Here is a 13,612-nt window from a genome sequence, read left to right on the forward strand (position 1 = left end):
TGGCTACTTGGATAGTTGCCTTCTCGGCACCTTAAATCAGTTCCGTATCTTTTTCCAACATCGAATGCTGTTCAACTCTTCCAGCTTTTTCTCCGCCCATTACTACGATATTCGACCCAATCCCAGCATTGATCCCAAGGCGTAATGGCTCATAGTCCGCTACCTTAGTGCTTATTCCCACATAAGTACCGATTCCCACCATCGCTTCCCTTATTACACGGAGGTTGTAAATCGTATGGGCCGGTTTTTCTTCGTTTAAAATCCGTACCAGTCCTTTTTCATAAAAAGCAAATTCTTCAGGGGTAAGATCAAGTATGATTGTGAAGCGGTGAGCAATTTGTAAAAACGGGTCCTCCGGCATTTGAACGGTATCGCGGAGCGCTACCCGGCCCAGGATGGAATCATCTCCCAGGCGGAAGCCCCGAATCGGGGTCTGTATGATTAGGCTATCCACGCCTAATTTAAAATTTCCGCCCAGGACAACCGGTTTCCCTATTCTCGAATACTCTATGATTAACGGGGTCTTCCCGGTGTATATCTCTATTAACCTTTGTATGCCAAGCGCCGTGCCCTTGAGTTTATAGAGCTCGGATGCTCTACGAATAAATTCCCGTTTCTTGCCCTCCGGCCAAGCCTCTTCTAGTCCAAAGTTAAGCCACGAGGCAAGCCAGGTGAGGAAGTTCTCCGGCGTCGTATCCGGGTCAAAGTATTTAAAGACAGCGCTTATCTCAGTTTCCAGGCCGTAAAATACAGTCTCGAAGAGGGAGAGGAATCTCTCCAGGAATTCACTGCTAATCGGGTCTTCCTGGTACACGGCGGGAAGATAGCGTAGATATGAAATGCGAGGGTAATAAACCCGCATCTCCGTCACCGCCGGCCTGACCTTTTCATCGAATGTCGAGAGTGCCAGCTTCAGCCAGAGGAATCGTCCTGTCTTTTTCCTGAAGAGCATGTCTTTGGGATTCTTCTCTGGGCCTACCCAGGTTACTATCTGATTGTCTATGGAATCCGCCTTCTCCTCAGTTGACTTGGCCGGGTCGGAGAGGATTTGATCGATTTTATCCCTCAAATTTTGGTCATCAGACGAGTAATAATAAACTTCGAGTAAAGTCTTAGGCGGCAAATCCACTTTTAACTCCAGCCTATTCCACTGGCAATACTGAATGCCGCTGTCGAGGGTTTTTGAGTAGTAAACACCGGGTTCCTTCGTGAAAACATCCTGGGTTTTTAATAAAGCAATTCCCTGATTAGTGCTTGCATAAAGATTACCCTTCGAATCTGCAGCCAGTCCGTGGATTGTGCCGGTAAAGCCGGGGATTTGAATCTTTGCTACATGGCTTCCATCGGGGTCAAACTGATGAATAATTCCGGTCTTGCCGTCAACAACGAATATGTTTCCTTCTTTATCTGTAGTAACAACAGAAGGCATGAAATCGTCGGATATATTCTTAAAGTCTCCGACAATTCCCAAGTACTCACCATCTCTCGTAAACCTAAGAAATCCATTATATCCTTTGTCTATCACATACAGGTTATTTTCCTTTCCTAGAGCCATTCCAACAGGCTCTTTTAGATACGATTGGCCAAAGCTTTTAATAAATCGGCCGCAGTTGTCGTACTCGATGATTTGACCGGATTTTTTATCGAGGACGTAGGTATGTCCGCGTTCATCAACTCCTATATCAACAGGCGCTTCAAGGTTAATAACGTATTTGACCTGAAAATTCTCTCTAGAAAACCCTAACAGCCTGTGATTCCCGGGATCTAGGACCCAGAGCGTAAGGCTATCAATTATTATCTTCGTACCTTCTTTAATCTCCACGGTTTTGTCGCAAGAATCTGTGATAACCGTAATACGCTCAAGCCTTTTGGTTATGGGGTCGAATAGGTAAAGTTTTCCGCTATCTCTATCTATGAAATAGATCTGCCCGCACTCATCTATGGCAATCCCACCTGGATTTCCTATTCCATCCATACCTTGAATCCACTCTACGAAAGTCGGAACAGAGCAGACAGTTATGCCCCGGTCTTTTAGCCCTTCAAGGCGATAAAGCAGGCCGCTCTCCCACTGAGAAGTAGTCTTGAAAATCTGAGTCTTGAATTCTTCGGGCATGATTTTTTGTCCGTTTCTGTTTAGTCACGAATAAATAACGCAGGCTCGATATAACCTTGAGGATGGAAAATTAATCGATATTTCCTCCCCCCTTGCGGGGGAGGATTCAGTACGTGAGATACTAAAGGTTATCTCACGTACTAAAGGTGGGGGGCTCTTCTTCCCCCAATCCCAGCTTTCCCCCGCTAGGGGGGAAGGAGAAAAACGTCTGAGAGTGATTCTTTATGTCAAGCTTACGTCCTCTAAACAGCCTCCAATTCGTGCTCTCCTGAGAATACCAGAGCAATAGGAGAAATCTTGATTATGCCACCTTGTATCATGTATTGTCCCTCGGCGCTAATAGAAACACCAGTTGCATAATCTACACCTTCCACTCCATCTATTATCTGATATATCTCCGATGGGAATACGGAACGGCCAAAGGGCCATCCTTTTCCGTCGGGTCCGCCCTCTAATGGGTCCAGGAATCTTTCGAGCGCCTCTTTGACTCGTTTTCCTATTTCGATCGGACTGCTTCTTTTCATCATATGAACCCGACACTTTACGGAGATCTTCACGTACTCAGGGCCGATAACGTATAAATCGGTAGTAACTAATCTGTGTGCATCCAGATGTCTAAAAACGGTTTGGATAAAGCCATCTCCGGGAACCGGGGTGACCGTTCCCTCCCTAACATAAGGAACAACCACGACCGTAACTGCACCCGGGACTGTAATACAGGGGTAGTCGGGATTGTAACCAGGTATTGCCTTTGCCCTGGCCACTCTCATCCCCGGCGTAGAGATTGCTAGTAGTTCGTAATCCCCTGAAGTGATAGCGCGGTAGCGCGTCCTGAAATCCTTTTTTGCCCTCCCTTTTGCCTGTTCTATGGATTCCGCTGCTTTACCGCCCTCTGCCTCTTTTTGATTCTCTCCGATGATTCCCTCAAATCCGGCTTTATTAATCCACCATATCTGCCCTTGAGAAATATTCCCACTTTGCCCAAGGGTAGTTTTATAAGTGGCCCTGATCCTGTGTGATACGTCAGCAATTCGCCCGTTAAGGCCGTTTCCAAACGTAATCTCTCCCTTTTCCGGGCCAAACATGTAATGAAGATCGGCGGGACCGGAGAACTCAAAATCATCCACCTCCTTCCAGTCCTCCCATTCGCTACCCTCTTTTTGGACCTGAATTTGTTGGCTACCTTTTATAACCGGCGGCTTCTTGAGCTTTACCTTGTATTCAGGAATACCAAGCCCTGTTCCTAAGTCCTCATAACTGACAGTTTCAACCTGAACCGCTGAAACAGTATTAAGCAATATCCTGTATATCCGGGGGACTATCTCGTAACCTCCTCCTTCCAGACGACACCGTATCCAGTAAAGACCGTCTTTTTTATCCATCGAAGCCGGCCCTTCAAAGACGATTCTTCCGCTCCTGGTCAAAGCCAAGGTGTTATCCTTCTTGATAGAGACAGCATTCCATATTCCCCCGCTCAGGTATTCCCAGACTACGTTTGCAGAGGGAGCAACCTGAGGTTGTTCTACTCCATGACTTCCAGGGGATGGGAGGTCTTCATCGAATATAACAAAGGTAATATGAATATCCTTTTCCGGCAGGGGCTTATCAAATCCTAATTCGAGGGCTGCACCTTGGGGAGCTCCTTCGCCAAAAGGAGCAAAGTCGATGCCGTCTTTTTCATTAGCCTCGGTATTATCGACGGATTGTGAGCCACGAGTGGTAATAACAGATTTAAGACTGACCGGAATAAGAGTGAATTCTTCCTCCGTCTCGAATACGATCTTTTCTCCCATGATTTCGGTAATGACCTGCGTACCTGCATGCATAACCTTTTCCGCGGTTATATTTTCGAACGTAATCTCCACCCGAGCGGGCTGAGCAGGAATAGGAGAAAGTCCTGCCAGCTTGAGAAACTTTTCATAATTTTCATCAGTCACCCGGTTTAACTGGTAAATCTGCATCTCTGCCAGCCAGGCAAAGAGCTCGATGAAGGTAATCCCCGGGTCATGGACGTTGTGGTCGGTCCATCCCGGTGCAAATCTGGCGATGAGAGAGCGCGCCTCCTGGACAATCTCGTCAAATGTTTTGTCGTCTAGGTTGGGGACGGGAAGGCCCATGATCATTCTCCAATTAGATTAGCCACGAATTAACACAGATGAGCACGAATGAAAGATGCAGGATCTTATCATTATTTTTATTTGTGTAATTTCGTGTTCATCTGTGGCTAAATATTTATCCTTCGTTTTTCAGTTGAAGGTTAATCTTATGATTTCCGGTAGTAGCTACGAGGAAATCCCTTTTAACCTCTACAGTATCTTCAGCAGTAGTACCGTTATAGTTAAATCTCAAATTCTCCACATGATCGACCCCATCAATACTTTCTAGCAATGCATACACGTCGGAGGCGGAAACATAGCGGCCAAAATCCCAGCCCTGTCCTTCCGGACCTCCGGTAAGAGGATGCAAGAAGGAGTTGAGTATCCTCCTCACCTCTCGTTCCACTTCCGAAGCCACGTCAATCGAGTCAACATAAACATCGACTGAGATATCCACATCCAAATACAGAGGACCATCCACGAAAATATGCCTTGCGTTACTTAGTGTATTGGCAGAGCAGGACTCAAGATATCGCTGAACTATTTTTCGAAGTTCCAGAGAGGGAAACGGCTTGGCGTCCAACGAATCCGGAACGATGATTATTGTTACCCACCCTACTTCAGTCTGTTTTTTATTGTTGGTATTGGGAAGACACCTGGCCTTGACTACCTTTCTCGACGCCTGTTTAGACAGCCATTCAAAATCTTCTACCGTTACCGCACGGTTTCGATGGCTGATCATGGCCGGCCCTATTTCCAGCATCTCGTCAAGCGTTGCCGTATCGGCACCTCCATCGGCTACCACATGGTTCGATACCTTATCAACGCCCCCGATTGCTGATTTGAGGGATTTAATTTCCCCTGCATTTACGTTTCCCTGCCTGCCTCCGCCCGCCTGGTATGAAAATGCCTTTATGTTGTCGTCTCCCCCCGGCGGTATCATGCCGTTTACCCCGTCGCCAAACTGAAGCAGGCCTGTGGCTCGGTCAAGTGTGTAGTGCCGACTTTCCGCTGTCGAATCGAAATAGTCGGGGACTTCCTTCCATAAAACCCATGTCTCGATTACCTTCCCTTGTCCATCATTAACCTCAAAAATCGCATCTTGCCCTAAAGCACTAATCAAAGCCTGTTTTTCCTCCTCGGAAGGAGACTCTCGTACCCTGACCTCCTCGCCTTCCAGGACAGGAAATTTAAGGAATGAGAAGGACTGACCGGGTTCTCCGTCGCTCGAACCGAGTATTTCGTCTTTAATCGTTTCCGCCTGAAGTGCCCAGGTTGTGTTGGGATAAATGCCCTGAAGTTCGGGAAGGGATTCATAGCTTCCCTTTACCAGACTTCCCTGAATCCAGTAAAGAGACTGGCCGAACTTAATATGAGATGTGAAATCCGAAGGTCCGATTAGCTCCAGGTGTCCCTGCACAATCAATCCTTCAGTCTCATCCAGGTTGTCTAATAATGCCCAACCAGTCTTATTTCGATAGTTCCAACCCATCTTCGGCTTTGTCTCCTCGGTATAAGAAAGCTCTTTAGCAGCAAAGAATATTCGAATTGGGCCGCCGGTTAGTGCCCGGTCAAATCCAAGATAAAGATTAAGATTTGTGTCCTCCATGGGGATGAATGGGTTAATGAATTGTCCCTGTATCCTGGAGTCCGCAGTCTTCTCCTGAAAATCCAGGTTGTTATAGCTAAGGCAATACTGAAGCCTTTCCTTCGTGTCGAAATAATAATTGACCTTAAGCTCACGAATGACCGGGAGCTTGTATTTGCGTTCTATATTTACCTTCTGTTCGCCATTTGATTCGAGCGAATACTCATCTCTCCCATAGTCGCCTCCCACAATTCTGACGCGAACCCAGTAGTTCTTCTGGCCGCTTGCCTCGGTTTCTTCTATATCTTCCGGGCACTTGAATTCGATACTTTTCTTCTCTCCCGCTTGTAATAATCTGTCAGTGTCATCCTTCAAAATGGCAACAGCTTGCCAGCCCTTTCCGTTCCAGTATTCCCAGGATAGTTTAGGGTCAATGGAGAGACCGTCAGAGGTGTCCAGATGAGTCAAGGAAAGCGTAAGGCTAATCGTTGCTCCTTTTTTTGACAGGGCTTCCTGGCTTCCTACATAGAAGGCGTCGTACAGCCGGGGCTGCGCACCAAAAGGAAGTACCTTCTCGGTTTTCCTGGATAGCCATATTAAATCGTCTTTCTGGCACCCGTAGTCACCTTCATAAGAGAGTTTCACTTTATTGAGATTGAAATCTATGTCTGCGATCTTTGCATACTTTTCAATCTTTCCGTTCCGTAAGACGGTTATTTCGTCGTCCTTCTTGAATCCTTCTGCAGAATCCACGGCTATCCAATCAGTAATGTTTATTTTTGGAGCCGAGGCCATCGTTAAAGTTATGACCGGTATGGGCGCTTCCGGACATTCAACGATCTTAGCCTGGGTTACAGGTGGCGGAAATTCCAGAGGAACGTCGTTGAAAAACCCGGCATCGGCTGGTATTGGATTACTGGGTTTTGTTTTCAAGAAAACGGTATCGATGGTCGGAGGCTTTATAGATGAGCCGATTGTTAGTGTATCTGTCAGCCTGCACCTGACCCATCGCGTTTTTAAATCTTTGATAGCCTCATCCCTTATTTCCGCCCTCGATGTCTTCTTGAAAATCTCGCCAAGCTTTTCCTCCTTTACCTTTCCTTCCATAGTCTTTAAGAGTTTGATCTTCCCGCTCCGCTCTAAGCCGTTGGTTTCATCGTCCTCAACCTGTAATGGAATCCAGTCGTTCTTTTCTTTCGCTTTATTCTCTCCCCAGTAAGACCATTCGAGCTTGAGGCCGGTGTTTCCGACCTCCGTCCCCGGCGCTAAAGTGGCTTCGATTATTATCTCTCCCGTGCTCTCTATGTTGAAAAGGTCCTTATGCCCTAGATAAAGACTGTGTTCTTGTTGCTCTTCACCCGAAAAAACAGTGAAAGCACTTTGTTCATCCAGCACCTCACCGTCTTTCGATATTACACTCGGTGTGTGTACGAAAATACTATCCTTAAATGGGTCGACGCTGATTACCTCTTTGAGATTGCTGGTCGTAGCCCAGAGATTCTTTTCCGTTTCAAAGGGAAGCTCCTCGTGTTCCTCTGTCTTATCCGTAGCCGCCTGAGTCCTCGCCGGTATCAGGATATCCTTATCCGTACCCTTGGCCAGTTTAAACGTAAGCGGTGCCCTGGCAGACTGGGCGGGAAGAAGCTCGATTCCCAGCATATCCAGGAAAGCAACAAAATTCTTGTGCGGTACCTGATTAAGGCGATTTACTACAGATTCAGCGATTTGGGAGAAAATCTTAAGAAGGGCAACGCCTGAGTCTTTTTCGTCAGACGCCGGCCACTCCGGCGTGTAGTGGGGGACTGATTCCTTCAGCGCCTTCAATAAGTCACTAAACTTTCGGTAATCTATTTTAGGCGGTTCGATTTTCATCTGTCGAGCTTCCGAGTTTCCAAGTGGCCAGGTTCCGAGTCTTGGTTGCTCGGTTACTTGGCACCTTGGAAACTCTCTATTCACCCTTCTTTCAAATAAAAGGGATAAACTAGGTTAAACCTGTTGTTCGTGACACGCACACGATAGTCGATACCGACAAGCAACTTCCCTTGAGCGGATTCTTCTGCGGATACTTCCACCTTGATCAATTCGATCCTGGGCTCCCAGAGGGTAAGGGCTTCCCGGACAGTGTTCTCAACCAGGTTAACAGTTGTGTTATTAATCGGGGCGAAGACAAGGTCGTGAATTCCGCACCCGAAATCCGGGCGCATGACCCGTTCTCCCTTCGCAGTCGAGAGGATTATCCATATCGATTCTCTTATATCCTGCTCGTATTCGGACATAGAGATTCTCCCGGTCTTTGCATCCACTGAAACGGGGAACTTCCAACCTCTACCCAGAAATTCTTTCGCCATCTCTTGATTTAGGGTTTAGTGACTAGAGGTTAGGGGCTAGGGTTAAAAAATACTTTCCCTAGACCCTAAACCCTACACCCTCATCCAATTATTACTGTTGGGCATCCCGTGACGATTGCGTTGGGAGGACCGCCTTCGACGATCATATCTCCCTGACGGGCGGCGGGAAGGTTATTAATGAAAACAGTCACACTGCCTATCGCCACTACTCCCCCGACATGAGGCACCACTCCTGTCGCTAAGGGACATGCATGAAAATCCGCCGTGGCCCTCCAGGCAGGCATACCACCGATTAGAACGTTGAAACTTCCCGGACCCGGGCCGAGAGGCGTTCCATGACTGGTCATATCTCCTACTCTTGCGGCGAGCGGCATTCGAGTCTCCTAGTTTCCAAGTGGCCAAGCCACCAAGATACCGAGTCTTAAATTGAAAATCATTTGAGGGTTTTCATTAAACCTTTTATCATTGCAATAATCTCATCCAATTCAGATAACAATTCGCCCATTAACTCTTTATTCCCGCAACTTAGCCTTTGACATATGGTGAGAATTGTTTTTGTTTCGTAGCTGGAACCAAGCGACATTTCCAGATAGCGATTAAAGACCCTTTTTGAACTACTGCTTGATCCTTCGGCTATATTCAATGGTATGGATGTAGCAGACCTTCTGATTTGGTCTATTAATCCAAACTTTTCCTCATCAGGTAATGACCTAGTAAACTGGTAGATTCCCACTACAAGATCAAGCGCTCTCTGATACACTTTCAAGTCCTCATATCTACTCATGTGGTTATAGTAACCAAGGAACCAAGCAACCAAGTAGCCGGGTGTCTTAGTCACTTGGTTCCTTGGCCACTTGGTTGCTTCCTTACTACTCTTCAGTTAATCCTCACCGGCAGTCCCTGTATAGTTAAAACTGCATTCGACTTTAGGCTGAGGGAAGCGGTGGCTTCGATCTCCACGATGGTGGCCTTGATTTTAAGCTGTAAAACACTCTCTATATTCATGGAGTTCTGGACTGAATCAATTACTATTTTGTTATTTCCAGACTTATCCACGATTTCTATTTTTTCCTGGCCGACAGAGTCATCGAGAACGATTTTATGACCCGAGTTGGTGTGGATCTCTATCTTCTCCTGCATGGCCGTATCGTCGTCGTTGAATATAATCTCGTGACCGCTTCGGGACTTAATCTTGCGAATGTTGTTTCTGCCGTCGCTGTTCGCCTCAGGCGGCTTATCTACACCATTCCAGAGGGCACCGATTACAACAGGATGATTTATATCTCCGTGCTCGAAGGCGACAAGCACCTCATCTCCAACCTCCGGCAAGAAAAAACTCCCCCGCTCTCCGCCTGCCATCAAAGTGGCAATCCGCACCCAGTCGGTTTCGTTGTCATCTGAGAGCCAGGGGAACTTTATCTTAACCCTTCCTAATCCCTCTGGGTCCTGATTATTTGTAACGATACCACCTGTAACGCCGTCTATGCGTCTTACGCTCTGCTCTTCGCTTTTTAACACATCCAAAATACTCATATTGCGTTCCTCTTAACCTTGAAACTTGTTCTATAACCGCCGTCGTCTATGGTGTGAGTCGTTTCTTTAACGTAATACTTTCCGCTAAACTTTTTCCCCATCCTTTCGAGTCTGATGTTTACTCCCGGCCTTATCCGAGGAAGACCTATACACACTCCGTCCCCTTCAATCAAACCGTCGCTGAGTTTATTCAGCACCGATTGTGCGATCGCATTTGCATGCTCTACCGAATTAGCAATCACATTAGGTATAACCTTCTTCACAGTGCCGTGGTGTTCCTGGGCTATCTGGCTTCCGGTTTTTCTTCCCGGCTCCTGAACCCTCTCACTTCCCGATGTCGCCCTGCCGACGATAGGTGTGTCGGGGGCGCGGGGGTTATGGCCTCTTACTTCCACTTCCGTAACTAACCCTGTCGTGTTCATTCGAGGGTTGAAACTAATAATGTCTTTTCCCAATTCGAGTTTAGCTATTTCCTTTTTGTCGTCTCTTGGTTTTATGAAGTACATAGTCTGACCGTCCATGGAAAATTCGCGGTCCGAATTTCTGGCCAAGTCTTCAAGAAAAGCGAAGAAGCTTTTATTGCCATCTTTACGGACAAAAGGCTCATATTTTCCCGGGTCGTCCACAACTGGAAGTAATCCCGCCTCGGAAGCAATCGTCCGGACTATATCCCCATAGGTCTTGTCAACAAAAGTTCTTTCAGGGGAAACCCTTTTGACGAAGTCGTAAGATAGGTCCTGTCCCCCTACGGTAAGGGTAGTAGTTTCACCGGAGAAGAAGCTAGACTCTAAGCTGGTAATCTCTCCAACTACCATCGGGAACAATTGATTTGCATATCCCATCTTTATAGTAACCCTGTTTCCTTCCTTAAAAAGAGGATTATCCAGCCACTCAAACTGTTGAGTTGTCAAATCAAATTCGTCGTTCATCGTAAACCTGAAACTCACACCTTCGTCTAGTTTTTCGTCAACCGTCACGCTGATAATCTGCTTCGATATATTCGCAATCAACTTCTGATTATTAATCTCCACCTCAAACCTTGGAGCATAAAAGTTTAGAGTCTCTTTCGATATTTTCTCTAATGCCATTTTAGTTATTCCCTCTAGGAGTATCCAAGCAGCCGAGACGCCAAGTATCCAAGTTTACTAGGGAACTTGGTTACTTGGCCGCTTGGCATCTTTTATTACTCCTTAAAAGGTACGACAAGCTCTTCACCTGGAGTTAATATACGGGGATTATCAATCTTGTTTGCCTCGGCAATCAGCCTCCAGTCTCCGGGGTTTCCATATTCCTTAGCGGCTATAGACCAGAGGCTATCGCCCTGAGTAACCACCCATCTCTTGGTCAGGTCAGCCGATTGGAGAGAAATCTCTTTTACCTGTACATCTACCTCTCTATATTCCTTCAGGGTGACGCTTAGCGTAGCCCTTACCGGAATTCCTTCCGGGAGAAACATAGTGAACCTCTTGGAGACCCTTTCTATGATGCACTGGAACATGAAAGCACCCCAGATAAACAGGCAGACCGGTGGGGCATGGAGGTCGGAGTCGATATCCATCAAGCCCTTTGCCGCACCGGGAAGTCTGCTGAACATGCTTCCCGCATCCCACCCGGTAATCTGGTCGGTGAAAGTCCTTACATCCGCCCCTTGTTCATAGGTATCGAAAAAGAGGTCCATAGTTACGGACCGGGCATTACCTCTCACAAACTGAAGTATGGGAGAAGGAAGCCCCGGGATATTTACCTCGGCAAACTGATTGCTCTTTTCGACACTGAGCTCCTTTGGATTGAAAAGGAACGGCACTATTACCGATGGATTGTCCTTCCTGGTCAAAAAAGCCTTCACCAACATCTATAAACCCCTCCTCTCTCTTTCCATTCTGACCCGCCGTTCGATATTTTGGTAAACCTGGTCCGAAATGCGATTTATATCCAGATGTCGTTTTATATCCATCTCGCCGGGATAATTTGTAGACTTAGAATTTACCGCTACTGCCTCTTTCGTCTCGACCACGATCTTCTTTATCTCTTCCACTTCTTGCTCTATGTTCTGTCGCATATGAAAGTAAAAATTCTCGCTGTCTTTATTGAAGACGGTCCTCCTCCAGCCAGGCATGGAATTGGAAGCACTCGATCGTACTCTTTTCTTTAAGGACTTGTTAAGCGGCATCCAAAATTTATTTGCCTCGCTATTATGCGGCATGGAATTAACCCGGTGCAAAATTAGTTGTAACTTATGCTCGAATAAGGATCGGGCTTGCAAATAGCTTCTAAAAGTTCCAGACGTTAGAGGTTTTACCATATTCCACGTTTGAGTTTTTATGAAATGATTCAATGGCTGACGAAGTATCCCGCTGATATTCATAGGAATATTTGCTACAGTGAAAAGTCGTAATACCCTTTCATATCGCCAGGTCTCATTAAGGTTCAGGATACTTTTTGAGATAGATGAGACCGATTTTTCAGCAGTAAGCCAAGAGAACAGCGGTTTCATATTCTCGAAGCTTCTCAAAAATAAAGAAAAAAGGCTGTTTCGATAACTAAAATGAGGTTGAAAGAGAATTTTCAAACTAATTTTTCTGAGGACAGAGCCCGCATTCTTATAAAAAATCATCATGGGAAACCGGAAGGGATTCCTTTTCCCTCTCCGGTGCCTGGTTATAATCTTTTTGTGGAAGTATGAATCGGATACAATCATTTGAAGACTAATTAAGCGTCTCAAAGTCAGGGTTTAGAGTTTAAGAAATACTGAGATTTATACCCTAGCCCCTAACCCCTACACCCTGTCTTTATCCCTTTTCAATTCCATGATGAGCCAGTTCGATAGTCTCAAAGGCCACGGTGTTGCTATCAGCCTTGAAATCCGGGCCCGTCCACTTGACCGGAAAGGCCTGAAAGAAATTCCAGCGCCACTTCTCTTCGCCGGCAACATCCATCAAGATAATAGCCCCATTCTTCCGCTGAAATTTTCCCTTTACCACTTCCTGATGCCATTTCCACATCTCTTCCAGGTCGGTGATGCCCCGCTTGAGGGTGATGTGCTGAAATTTTGTCCTTTTAGGTAATTGATATACAAAACCGTTCTCCCCGCCCTCTTCGTAAGTCTCGGTTTCCGTTTCCACCTGAAGTCCGGAAACCTCGGACACCTGGGCAACAATAATCCCGTTGATCTCTATCTTAAACCTGAATAAGGTGTAAGGATAAGTTTTTTGTCCGGTAGGCATCTTTTTTTACCTATGCTTTGTACACAGGCTGCCAAGCAGCCAAGTAACCAGGCGACCGAAATACTTGGCTACTCGGTTCCTTGGTTACTCGGCCACTCGATTATTTGGCCACTTGGTTACTCTTCTTATCATTCCACTTCAAGAATACTTCTTTGCTTTTCACCGCTGAGCTGGCGGTTGATTCTTGAAATCTCCTCTACCCATCTCTGCCTTTCCCTGTGCTCCATGTTCATTATCTCTTCGTGAGTCCAATGAAAGTGGTATGCGATAAAGGCTACCTCCTCGTAAATCCGGTCGAGGGGGTAGCCTATTATTCCCCCAATGTTTCTTCCTCCACCTCAAACTGGTGTTCGCATTTAGGGCATGAAGCTTTTATCTTGCCGTTCCCATTTTCGTTTATCGTCCTGTAGAACTCCTGTAGATAAGATAGGTCGGCGGCAAATAGATTCTCGACGACCTTTGGGTTTATTGTCTCCAAATTTCCAAGCTTCGTGACCACTCTTGAAAGCAATATGACTGTAAGATAGGCCGGATTTGATTGCACCCTGGGGTCTTTCATAGGCAGAATCTCATCGGCCGCCGTGGCAAGCCGCATGACCCCCTTTTTGTGGAGGTTTCCTTCCTCATCCACGTACCCTTTAGGCAAGAGAAATTCAAACTCTGTCTGAAATCCCATGATATTATCCTCCTCTTTTGTAAGAGTATCCGAG

General features: G+C 46.4%; 13 protein-coding genes. All 13 read right to left on the minus strand.

From position 1 onward, the window contains the following. Nucleotides 1–31: 31 nt before the first annotated feature. Nucleotides 32–2,113 (minus strand): phage tail protein I, encoded by a 2,082-nt coding sequence (locus VNN20_11825; GenBank protein HWP92870.1) that lies wholly within the window; start codon nucleotides 2,111–2,113, stop codon nucleotides 32–34. A 242-nt stretch (nucleotides 2,114–2,355) separates the two neighbouring features. Continuing rightward, nucleotides 2,356–4,230: a putative baseplate assembly protein gene (locus VNN20_11830; GenBank protein HWP92871.1), complete on the minus strand. Its 1,875-nt coding sequence runs from the start codon at nucleotides 4,228–4,230 to the stop codon at nucleotides 2,356–2,358. Nucleotides 4,231–4,345: 115 nt separating this feature from the next. Then, nucleotides 4,346–7,669, minus strand: coding sequence for a putative baseplate assembly protein (locus VNN20_11835; GenBank protein HWP92872.1), 3,324 nt, complete (start codon nucleotides 7,667–7,669; stop codon nucleotides 4,346–4,348). Between the two features lie 80 nt (nucleotides 7,670–7,749). After that, nucleotides 7,750–8,145, minus strand: a complete 396-nt coding sequence (locus VNN20_11840) for a GPW/gp25 family protein (protein HWP92873.1) — start codon at nucleotides 8,143–8,145, stop codon at nucleotides 7,750–7,752. Between the two features lie 80 nt (nucleotides 8,146–8,225). After that, a complete protein-coding gene (locus VNN20_11845) occupies nucleotides 8,226–8,519 on the minus strand; it encodes a PAAR domain-containing protein (GenBank protein ID HWP92874.1) in 294 nt (97 codons plus the stop codon). 59 nt (nucleotides 8,520–8,578) lie between these two features. Further along, a complete protein-coding gene (locus VNN20_11850) occupies nucleotides 8,579–8,905 on the minus strand; it encodes a four helix bundle protein (protein HWP92875.1) in 327 nt (108 codons plus the stop codon). A gap of 116 nt (nucleotides 8,906–9,021) precedes the next feature. Then, nucleotides 9,022–9,678, minus strand: coding sequence for a phage baseplate assembly protein V (locus VNN20_11855; protein HWP92876.1), 657 nt, complete (start codon nucleotides 9,676–9,678; stop codon nucleotides 9,022–9,024). Further along, on the minus strand, nucleotides 9,675–10,766 hold the full coding sequence (locus VNN20_11860) for a hypothetical protein (protein ID HWP92877.1): 1,092 nt from the start codon (nucleotides 10,764–10,766) through the stop codon (nucleotides 9,675–9,677). The genes VNN20_11855 and VNN20_11860 overlap by 4 nt, the downstream gene beginning before the upstream one ends. A 95-nt stretch (nucleotides 10,767–10,861) precedes the next feature. Next, a complete protein-coding gene (locus VNN20_11865) occupies nucleotides 10,862–11,530 on the minus strand; it encodes a LysM peptidoglycan-binding domain-containing protein (GenBank protein ID HWP92878.1) in 669 nt (222 codons plus the stop codon). Beyond that, nucleotides 11,531–11,848 carry a hypothetical protein gene (locus VNN20_11870; GenBank protein ID HWP92879.1) on the minus strand — a complete coding sequence of 106 codons (318 nt, stop codon included), beginning with the start codon at nucleotides 11,846–11,848 and terminating at the stop codon, nucleotides 11,531–11,533. A gap of 619 nt (nucleotides 11,849–12,467) precedes the next feature. Next, the gene (locus VNN20_11875) at nucleotides 12,468–12,902 is read right to left on the minus strand and encodes a phage tail protein (protein ID HWP92880.1); all 435 of its coding nucleotides are present in this window, start codon (nucleotides 12,900–12,902) and stop codon (nucleotides 12,468–12,470) included. 128 nt (nucleotides 12,903–13,030) lie between these two features. Then, nucleotides 13,031–13,216: a DUF6760 family protein gene (locus tag VNN20_11880; protein ID HWP92881.1), complete on the minus strand. Its 186-nt coding sequence runs from the start codon at nucleotides 13,214–13,216 to the stop codon at nucleotides 13,031–13,033. After that, nucleotides 13,213–13,578 (minus strand): phage tail assembly protein, encoded by a 366-nt coding sequence (locus tag VNN20_11885; GenBank protein ID HWP92882.1) that lies wholly within the window; start codon nucleotides 13,576–13,578, stop codon nucleotides 13,213–13,215. The genes VNN20_11880 and VNN20_11885 overlap by 4 nt, the downstream gene beginning before the upstream one ends. Between the last annotated feature and the right edge of the window lie 34 nt (nucleotides 13,579–13,612).

This window comes from Thermodesulfobacteriota bacterium (assembly GCA_035559815.1).
Taxonomy (GTDB): Bacteria; Desulfobacterota_D; UBA1144; order Nemesobacterales; family CSP1-2; genus DATMAT01.

Bases quoted from the DNA above. Each gene is read 5' to 3' on its own strand.
- VNN20_11870 (HWP92879.1), bottom strand. From the start codon at position 11,848: ATGCCGCTTAACAAGTCCTTAAAGAAAAGAGTACGATCGAGTGCTTCC.
- VNN20_11825 (HWP92870.1), bottom strand. From the start codon at position 2,113: ATGCCCGAAGAATTCAAGACTCAGATTTTCAAGACTACTTCTCAGTGG.
- VNN20_11830 (HWP92871.1), bottom strand. From the start codon at position 4,230: ATGGGCCTTCCCGTCCCCAACCTAGACGACAAAACATTTGACGAGATT.
- VNN20_11875 (HWP92880.1), bottom strand. From the start codon at position 12,902: ATGCCTACCGGACAAAAAACTTATCCTTACACCTTATTCAGGTTTAAG.
- VNN20_11845 (HWP92874.1), bottom strand. From the start codon at position 8,519: ATGCCGCTCGCCGCAAGAGTAGGAGATATGACCAGTCATGGAACGCCT.
- VNN20_11855 (HWP92876.1), bottom strand. From the start codon at position 9,678: ATGAGTATTTTGGATGTGTTAAAAAGCGAAGAGCAGAGCGTAAGACGC.
- VNN20_11835 (HWP92872.1), bottom strand. From the start codon at position 7,669: ATGAAAATCGAACCGCCTAAAATAGATTACCGAAAGTTTAGTGACTTA.
- VNN20_11860 (HWP92877.1), bottom strand. From the start codon at position 10,766: ATGGCATTAGAGAAAATATCGAAAGAGACTCTAAACTTTTATGCTCCA.
- VNN20_11885 (HWP92882.1), bottom strand. From the start codon at position 13,578: ATGGGATTTCAGACAGAGTTTGAATTTCTCTTGCCTAAAGGGTACGTG.
- VNN20_11865 (HWP92878.1), bottom strand. From the start codon at position 11,530: ATGTTGGTGAAGGCTTTTTTGACCAGGAAGGACAATCCATCGGTAATA.
- VNN20_11840 (HWP92873.1), bottom strand. From the start codon at position 8,145: ATGGCGAAAGAATTTCTGGGTAGAGGTTGGAAGTTCCCCGTTTCAGTG.